Annotated in this window: 9 protein-coding genes; all 9 read left to right on the forward strand. The window is 69.9% G+C overall.

The genetic code is table 11. The annotated features are described in order from the left end of the window. The first annotated feature begins 65 nt into the window (after positions 1-65). The 9 genes from ftsW (at position 66) to AB0I83_RS25995 (ending at position 8,754) form a co-directional block, all read left to right on the forward strand. Positions 66-1,526, forward strand: a complete 1,461-nt coding sequence (gene ftsW, locus AB0I83_RS25955; protein ID WP_363306326.1) for a putative lipid II flippase FtsW — start codon at positions 66-68, stop codon at positions 1,524-1,526. A 6-nt stretch (positions 1,527-1,532) separates the two neighbouring features. After that, positions 1,533-2,627: an undecaprenyldiphospho-muramoylpentapeptide beta-N-acetylglucosaminyltransferase gene (gene murG / locus AB0I83_RS25960; RefSeq protein WP_356537192.1), complete on the forward strand. Its 1,095-nt coding sequence runs from the start codon at positions 1,533-1,535 to the stop codon at positions 2,625-2,627. Between the two features lie 49 nt (positions 2,628-2,676). Next, a complete protein-coding gene (locus AB0I83_RS25965) occupies positions 2,677-3,471 on the forward strand; it encodes an FtsQ-type POTRA domain-containing protein (protein ID WP_363306328.1) in 795 nt (264 codons plus the stop codon). A 276-nt stretch (positions 3,472-3,747) separates the two neighbouring features. Beyond that, on the forward strand, positions 3,748-4,962 hold the full coding sequence (ftsZ, locus tag AB0I83_RS25970) for a cell division protein FtsZ (protein ID WP_356844135.1): 1,215 nt from the start codon (positions 3,748-3,750) through the stop codon (positions 4,960-4,962). A gap of 17 nt (positions 4,963-4,979) precedes the next feature. Further along, positions 4,980-5,711, forward strand: a complete 732-nt coding sequence (gene pgeF / locus AB0I83_RS25975; RefSeq protein ID WP_363306329.1) for a peptidoglycan editing factor PgeF — start codon at positions 4,980-4,982, stop codon at positions 5,709-5,711. Positions 5,712-5,717: 6 nt separating this feature from the next. Continuing rightward, entirely contained in the window at positions 5,718-6,437 is a 720-nt protein-coding gene (locus tag AB0I83_RS25980) for a YggS family pyridoxal phosphate-dependent enzyme (RefSeq protein WP_356537185.1), read from the forward strand. 127 nt (positions 6,438-6,564) lie between these two features. Next, the gene (gene sepF / locus AB0I83_RS25985; RefSeq protein ID WP_356537184.1) at positions 6,565-7,176 is read left to right on the forward strand and encodes a cell division protein SepF; all 612 of its coding nucleotides are present in this window, start codon (positions 6,565-6,567) and stop codon (positions 7,174-7,176) included. Between the two features lie 68 nt (positions 7,177-7,244). Beyond that, positions 7,245-7,541 carry a YggT family protein gene (locus tag AB0I83_RS25990; protein ID WP_150490233.1) on the forward strand — a complete coding sequence of 99 codons (297 nt, stop codon included), beginning with the start codon at positions 7,245-7,247 and terminating at the stop codon, positions 7,539-7,541. A gap of 49 nt (positions 7,542-7,590) precedes the next feature. After that, a complete protein-coding gene (locus tag AB0I83_RS25995) occupies positions 7,591-8,754 on the forward strand; it encodes a DivIVA domain-containing protein (RefSeq protein ID WP_363306330.1) in 1,164 nt (387 codons plus the stop codon). Positions 8,755-8,864: the final 110 nt, after the last annotated feature.

The following is an 8,864-nucleotide window of genomic DNA, read 5'->3' on the forward strand; positions in this document are numbered from 1 at the left end:
GGGCCGCACCGCCGCGGGCGCCCCGGCGACGGCCCCGGGCACGAGCAGTGGAGGGGACAGCGACAATGCCGGCCGACGAGAGATCAGCCGGGCCCGGAGCGGGCCGCTCACGGGCGACCGCGGCGATCAGCCGGGCGTTCACCCCGCCCCTGCCCGCCGGGCCGCTGCCCGCGGGCCCGGGACTGCCCCCGGGGCTGGCTCTGCGGAGCCGCCCCGCAGCCGGCCCCCGCAGAGCACCCGCGCCCCGCGGCGGGCCCCGTGGCGGCGGCACACCGCCCCGGCCGCGCCGGGACTCCGGAGTGCGGCGGGCCTACGAGCGGGCGCGCCGCGCCTGGGACCGCCCTCTGACGGCGTACTACCTGATCCTCGGCGCCGGACTGCTGATCACCGTCCTCGGCCTCGTCATGGTCTACTCAGCCTCGATGATCAAGGCGCTGGAGCTCTCCAGGCCCAGCACCTACTTCTTCCGCAAGCAGTTCATCGCCGCGGTGATCGGTGCCGGGCTGATGCTGCTGGCTTCCAGGATGCCCGTCAAGCTGCACCGGGCGCTGGCCTACCCGCTGCTCATGGGCACGGTGTTCCTGATGGTCCTGGTCCAGGTGCCGGGGATAGGGATGTCGGTCAACGGCAACCAGAACTGGATCTATCTCGGCGGCCCGTTCCAGCTCCAGCCCAGCGAGTTCGGCAAGCTCGCCCTCATCCTGTGGGGTGCCGACCTGCTCGCCCGCAAACAGGACAAGCGGCTGCTGGCGCAGTGGAAGCACATGCTCGTGCCGCTCGTTCCCGTCGCCTTCATGATCCTCGGACTGATCATGCTCGGCGGTGACATGGGGACGGCGATCATCCTCACCGCGATCCTTTTCGGCCTTCTCTGGCTGGCGGGCGCTCCCACCAGGCTCTTCGCCGGTGTGCTCGCCTTCGCCGTCCTCATCGGCTTCGTGCTCATCAAGACCAGCCCCAACCGGATGTCACGGCTCGGCTGCATCGGCGCGTCCGAGCCCGGCCCCGGCGACTCCTGCTGGCAGGCGGTGCACGGAATCTACGCTCTCGCGTCCGGCGGATGGTTCGGTTCCGGGCTCGGTGCGAGTGTGGAAAAATGGGGTCAACTTCCGGAACCGCACACCGACTTCATCTTCGCCATCACCGGGGAGGAACTGGGTCTGGCGGGGACGCTGTCGGTGCTGGCCCTCTTCGCGGCTCTAGGCTATGCGGGTATCCGCGTGGCCGGACGCACGGAGGACCCCTTCGTGAGGTACGCAGCCGGAGGCGTGACCACCTGGATCACGGCGCAGGCCGTGATCAACATCGGTGCGGTGCTCGGCCTGTTGCCGATCGCCGGTGTCCCGCTGCCGCTGTTCTCCTACGGGGGCTCGGCCCTGCTGCCGACCATGTTCGCTGTCGGGCTCATGATCGCCTTCGCGCGAGAGGACCCTGCGGCGAGAGCGGCCCTGGCCATGCGGAGGCCCGGGGTCAGATGGAAGACGATGAGACGGCGCGTCACGAAGCGTCCGTCCGGAGAGCGGTGAATTTCGGTGCATGTCGTACTCGCCGGCGGGGGGACCGCCGGGCACATCGAGCCCGCGCTTGCCCTCGCAGACGCCCTGCGGAGGCAGGACCCGACCGTGGGAATCACTGCCCTCGGCACGGAACGCGGACTCGAGACCAGGCTCGTACCGGAGCGGGGGTACGACCTGGCACTGATCCCCGCGGTACCGCTGCCACGTAAGCCCACCCCCGAACTGATCACCGTCCCGGGGCGGCTGCGCGGCACCATCAAGGCGGCCGAGCAGATCCTCGAGCGCACCAAGGCGGACTGCGTCGTCGGCTTCGGGGGCTACGTCGCGCTGCCCGGCTACCTCGCGGCCAAGCGCGCCGGTGTCCCGATCGTCGTCCACGAGGCCAACGCCAGGCCCGGCCTGGCCAACAAGATCGGTTCCCGGTACGCCCACGGGGTCGCGGTCTCCACGCCCGACAGCAAGCTGCGGGGCGCGCGCTACATCGGCATCCCGCTGCGCCGCACCATCGCCACCCTGGACCGTGCCCGGGCCCGCCCGGAGGCGCGTGCCGCCTTCGGCCTCGACCCCAACCTGCCGACCCTGCTGGTGACCGGCGGCTCGCAGGGCGCGCGCCACCTCAACGAGGTGGTCCAGCGCATCGCACCGCTGCTCCAGCGGTCGGGAATCCAGATCCTGCACGTGGTCGGTCCGAAGAACGAACTGCCGCGCATCGACAACATGCCCGGTATGCCGCCCTATATCCCGGTACCGTACGTGGACCGGATGGACCTCGCGTACGCCGCGGCCGACATGATGCTCTGCCGCGCGGGCGCGATGACCGTCGCCGAGCTCTCCGCCGTCGGGCTGCCCGCCGCCTACGTCCCGTTGCCCATCGGCAACGGCGAACAGCGGCTCAACGCCCAGCCGGTGGTCAACGCCGGCGGTGGTCTGCTGGTGGACGACGCGGCCCTCACCCCGGAATGGGTGCAGGGCAACGTCCTGCCGGTCCTCTCGGACCCGCACCGGCTGTACGAGATGTCCCGTGCCGCCGCGGAGTTCGGGCGACGGGATGCCGACGACCTCCTCGTCGGCATGGTGTACGAGGCGATTGCCGCACGCCGCCAGGCGTGAGGCGGCGCGGACCCGGGGCGTGCGCCCCGGGTCCGGTGAAGGAGCGAGCGTGGCCGGACCGACGACCGCCCAGCGCGGAGAGGCCGAGCGGGCGGACACCCCGGCCCGCCCGCCCCACATCAGCCCCGAGGGGCGCCGGCTGACCGGCCGTACGCGGCTGGTCCTGGCCGTACTTGGCGCGGTCCTGATCGCCGCGGCCACCGTCTGGGTCCTGTACGGGTCGTCCTGGCTGCGCCTGGAGCGCGTGACGACGACCGGCACCGAGGTTCTGACCCGGGCCGAGGTCGAGGCCGCCGCCGCGGCCCCGGTCGGGGATCCGCTGGTCTCCGTGGACACCGACGCCGTCGCGGACAGGTTGCGCCAGAAGTTGCCTCGTATCGACTCCGTGGATGTCGTACGGTCATGGCCGCACGGTATCGGCCTTAAAGTGACCGAACGCAAGCCGGTTCTGCTGGTCGAGAAGGGCGAGGAGTTCATCGAGGTGGACGCGAAGGGCGTTCGCTTCGCTACCGTGGACGAGGCGCCCCGTCATGTGCCGCTGCTCGAACTGGCACCTGAACGGTCACCGAGCCTGCGCCGGTTCGGCAGTGACCGTCTGCTGCGGGAAGCGGTCCGCATCGCGGGAGACCTCCCGGGGAAGCTCGCCGGCGAGACCGAGTCCGTACGGATCACCTCGTACGACTCGGCCGTTCTCGAGCTGACCCGTGGACGCACCGTGATGTGGGGCAGTAGTGAGGAGGGGCCCGTCAAGGCGCGGGTGCTCACCGCTCTCATGAAAGCGTCCCCCAAAGCGGGACACTTCGACGTGAGTGCTCCCACCGCCCCTGCGGCGTCGAAGAGTTGACGCACGTTTGGCCAGGCCAGCCCCCTGGTTGGTCAGCGCTACGGGTGATCACATAGGGTGAAAAGAAAAACGGGAGGTTCGGCGTGTTCGTTGAACGTGCGCCACTTGTCGACTTAGTGTCCTGTTCGGAAGAGTCCAAGAAGCAGACACACTGGTAACCCTGAACTTCAACGTTAGGGTTTGGGTCGGCGTCCGGACCGACCCAATCGGCATCCGTCGTCGCGGCGGGACTACCGCGAAGCGACGACACGTAACTCGAGGCGAGAGGCCTTCGACGTGGCAGCACCGCAGAACTACCTCGCAGTCATCAAGGTCATCGGTGTCGGCGGCGGTGGTGTCAATGCCATCAACCGAATGATCGAGGTCGGTCTCAAGGGCGTCGAGTTCATCGCGATCAACACCGATGCGCAAGCACTGTTGATGAGCGACGCCGACGTCAAGCTCGACGTCGGCCGTGAACTCACCCGCGGCCTCGGCGCCGGGGCGAACCCGGCCGTCGGTCGTAAGGCGGCAGAGGACCACCGTGAGGAGATCGAGGAGGTCCTCAAGGGGGCCGACATGGTCTTCGTCACCGCCGGTGAAGGTGGCGGCACAGGCACCGGCGGCGCACCCGTCGTCGCCAACATCGCCCGCTCGCTGGGCGCCCTGACGATCGGCGTGGTCACCCGCCCGTTCACCTTCGAGGGCCGGCGACGCGCGAACCAGGCGGAGGACGGCATCGCCGAGCTCCGCGAAGAGGTCGACACCCTCATCGTCATCCCCAACGACCGGCTGCTGTCCATCTCGGACCGCCAGGTCAGCGTGCTCGACGCGTTCAAGTCGGCCGACCAGGTGCTGCTCTCGGGCGTCCAGGGCATCACCGACCTCATCACGACCCCGGGTCTGATCAACCTCGACTTCGCCGACGTCAAGTCGGTCATGTCCGAGGCCGGATCGGCGCTCATGGGTATCGGTTCGGCCCGCGGCGACGACCGCGCGGTCGCCGCCGCGGAGATGGCGATCTCCTCGCCGCTCCTGGAGGCGTCCATCGACGGCGCCCGCGGTGTCCTGCTCTCCATCTCCGGCGGCAGCGACCTGGGTCTCTTCGAGATCAACGAGGCCGCGCAACTGGTGAGTGAGGCGGCCCACCCCGAGGCGAACATCATCTTCGGCGCGGTCATCGACGACGCGCTGGGCGACGAGGTGCGGGTCACCGTCATCGCGGCGGGCTTCGACGGCGGACAGCCGCCGACCCGCCGGGAGACCGTACTCGGAGCGGGTGCCGGCAAGCGGGAGGAGCCGGCCGCGCCGGCCCGCGTCACCGAGCCCACCCGTTCCACGGGCGGACTCGGCTCCGTGCCCCCGCGCGAGGAGCCCCAGGCGCCGGCCGAGCCGGCACCGGTGGCGAACGAGAACACGCTTCCGCCTGTCTCTCCGCCGCATGTCCCGACGGCCCGTCCCTACCAGGACAGCCAGGCCGAAGAGCTGGACGTACCGGACTTCTTGAAGTGATAGGTCCGCAGGACGCGGTGCACACCGCGGATTCCTCCTCGGGCGGCGCCCATTTCGCCTTCACCGACAGGTGGGGCGGAGTGAGCGCCGCTCCGTACGAGGAGCTCAACCTCGGCGGCGCGGTCGGTGACGACCCCGCCGCCGTCCGCGCGAACCGTGAACGCGCGGCCCGCTCCCTGGGCCTCGACCCGGCCGGGGTCGTGTGGATGAACCAGGTGCACGGGCGTGACGTGGCCGTCGTGGACGCTCCCTGGGGCGATGCCCGGGAGATCCCCGCCGTGGACGCGGTGGTGACGGCCCGGCGTGGACTCGCGCTCGCTGTACTCACCGCCGACTGCACACCCGTACTGCTCGCCGATCCGGTGGCCGGCGTGGCCGCGGCCGCTCACGCGGGACGTCCCGGTCTGATCGCGGGGGTGGTCCCGGCGGCTGTCGAGGCCATGACCGCGCTCGGCGCGGAACCGTCCCGCATCGTCGCGCGCACCGGGCCGGCCGTCTGCGGGCGGTGCTACGAGGTCCCCGAGCAGATGCGCGCCGAGGTCGCACAGGCCGTGCCGGCGTCGTGGTCCCGGACCAGCTGGGGAACCCCCGCCGTCGACGTCACGGCCGGGGTCCACACCCAGCTCGACGAGCTCGGCGTCGTCGACCGGCACAGTTCGCCGTTCTGCACCCTGGAATCCGGCGACCACTTCTCGTACCGCCGCGACCGCACCACAGGACGGCTCGCCGGATATGTCTGGTTGGACTGATAGGACATGACGGACCGCAGGACTCAACTGGCGGCGAACCTGGCACAGGTGGAGGAGCGCATCGCCTCCGCCTGCGCCTCGGCCGGCCGCGACCGGTCGGAGGTGACCCTCATCGTGGTCACCAAGACGTATCCCGCGAGCGACGTGCGCATCCTGCACGGGCTCGGGGTGCGTCACGTGGCCGAGAACCGCGACCAGGACGCGGCGCCGAAAGCGACCGCCTGTGCCGATCTGCCGCTCACCTGGCACTTCGTCGGGCAGTTGCAGACCAACAAGGTCCGGTCCGTGGCCGGTTACGCCGACGTCGTCCAGTCGGTGGACCGGGTGAAGCTCGTCACCGCGCTCTCGGCCGCCGCGGTGAGGGACGGCCGGGAACTCGGCTGTCTCATCCAGGTCGCCCTGGACGCGGAGAGCGGCGAACGCGGTGACCGGGGCGGTGTGGCCCCGGACGCCGTCGAGGAGTTGGCCGCCGCGGTGGAGGCGGCCGAGGGGCTCAGGCTCGACGGCCTGATGACGGTCGCCCCGCTCGCTGGTCCGTACGCGGGCCGGCAACGGGCCGCGTTCGACCGCCTGATGGAATTCTCATCGAGCCTGCGCGGGAACCATCCGGCTGCGAACATGGTCTCTGCTGGGATGAGTGCGGATCTCGAGGACGCCGTCGCGGCCGGGGCGACACATGTACGCGTCGGTACGGCGGTGCTCGGAGTCCGACCCCGGCTCGGGTAACGTCGCGAAGCAAGTCGGACCACAGCAGAAAATATGGTCATTCCCGCTTCTCGCGGGCAGGCCGGAGTGGATCTCGGGCACTTGGTGACACGAATGCCGATCCACCACAGAGCGGAGGACTCGGAGCATGGCCGGCGCGATGCGCAAGATGGCGGTCTACCTCGGCCTCGTGGAGGACGATGGGTACGACGGTCCGGGGTTCGACCCCGACGACGAATTCGAACCCGAGCCGGAGCCCGAGCGGGACCGGCGGCGGCACCAGCCTCCGCATCAGGTGGAGCGGGAACGGGACGAACCGGTACGAGCGGTACAGCCGCCCGCACCCCGGGAGCCGGTTCAGCTCCCGGCGGAAAGCGGACGACCCGCCCGAATCGCACCCGTGGCATCCATCACACCTGACCGCCCGAACATGGAGAAGAACGCACCGGTGATCATGCCCAAGGTCGTGTCCGAGCGTGAGCCCTACCGGATCACCACGCTGCACCCCAGGACCTACAACGAGGCCCGTACCATCGGGGAACACTTCCGTGAGGGCACTCCGGTGATCATGAATCTCACGGAGATGGACGACACCGATGCGAAGCGACTTGTCGACTTTGCCGCGGGACTCGTCTTCGGTCTTCATGGCAGCATTGAACGCGTGACGCAGAAGGTGTTCCTGTTGTCGCCTGCTAACGTCGATGTCACGGCGGAGGACAAGGCCCGTATCGCAGAGGGCGGGTTCTTCAACCAGAGCTGAGAACACCGGGAACAACACCGGCCGTGAGGCCGGGGCTGCAAGAGCCAGGGGAGAGGGAACCGCGGGACATGGGCGTCGCACTGGATGTGGTCTATATCGCGCTGATGTGTTTCCTCATCGTGCTGATCTTCCGGCTGGTCATGGACTACGTCTTCCAGTTCGCACGTTCATGGCAGCCAGGCAAGGCGATGGTGGTCGTTCTCGAGGGCACTTACACTGTCACCGATCCACCGCTGAAGCTTCTGCGGCGGTTCATACCGCCGTTGCGTCTCGGGGGCGTGGCACTCGACCTGTCCTTCTTCGTTCTGATGATCATCGTCTACATTCTGCTCAGCATCGTGGGCAAGCTTGCGAGCAGCGTGTGAACGATACGGTCTTGCCGACTGCCGACGACTACGTAGAGGTGAAGAAGAGATGCCGCTGACCCCCGAGGACGTGCGGAACAAGCAGTTCACGACCGTCCGCCTCCGAGAAGGCTATGACGAGGACGAGGTCGATGCCTTCCTCGACGAGGTCGAGTCGGAGCTGACCCGTCTGCTTCGCGAGAACGAGGATCTGCGCGCCAAGCTGGCAGCAGCCACGCGCGCGGCCGCGCAGAACCAGCAGAACCAGCAGCAGGGAATGCGTAAACCGCCGGAGCAGCAGGACCGGCCGGGGGCCCCTGTGCCCGCCGCCATATCTGGTCCGCCGGTACAGCAGCAGCAGCCCCCGCAGATGGGTCCCCCCCAGCTGCCCGGTGGCGCTCCGCAGCTCCCCGCCGGCCCCAGCGGCCATGGCCCCCAGGGCGGCCACGGTCCCGGTCCTCAGGGCCCGCACGGCCCCGGCCCGATGCAGGGCGGTCCCATGGGTGGACCGATGGGCGGCCCCATGGGCGGTCACGCCCCGCAGCAGCAGCAGATGCAGCAGCAGCAAATGCAGCAGCAGCAGATGCAGCAGCCCGGTCAGGGCCCCGGTGGCGACAGCGCCGCCCGAGTCCTCTCCCTCGCCCAGCAGACCGCCGACCAGGCGATCGCGGAGGCCCGTTCCGAGGCCAACAAGATCGTCGGCGAGGCGCGCAGCCGGGCCGAGGGCCTCGAGCGCGACGCCCGTTCCAAGGCGGACGCTCTGGAGCGGGACGCGCAGGAGAAGCACCGCGTGGCGATGGGCTCGCTGGAGTCGGCCCGCGCGACGCTGGAGCGCAAGGTCGAGGACCTGCGCGGCTTCGAGCGCGAGTACCGGACCCGTCTGAAGTCGTACCTGGAGAGCCAGCTGCGACAGTTGGAGACCCAGTCCGACGACTCGCTGGCTCCTCCGAGGACCCCCGCGGCCCCCTCGCTGTCGTCCTCGCCCTCCCTGGCTCCGGCCGGTGCGGGTGCGATGGGACACAGCATGGGCGGCAACCACGGTGGCCACGGCAGCCAGCAGATGGGCGGCGGCAACCAGTCGATGGGCGGTGGCCCGTCGTACGGCGGCGGCCAGCAGCAGATGTCGCCCGCGATGACGCAGCCGATGGCACCGGTGCGGCCGCAGGCGCCGCAGCCGATGCAGCAGGCTCCGTCGCCGATGCGCGGCTTCCTGATCGACGAGGACGACAACTGAGCGGTTCGCGCTCGCTGAGCGCGTAGCCGTCGGCAGGCAGAGGGCCGGGCCCCGGGGTTTCCCCGGGGCCCGGCCCACAGACGTGGGCGGGGCCGCGGGCCCGGGCCAGT

This window comes from Streptomyces sp. NPDC049970 (genome assembly GCF_040660235.1).
Taxonomy (GTDB): Bacteria; Actinomycetota; Actinomycetes; order Streptomycetales; family Streptomycetaceae; genus Streptomyces.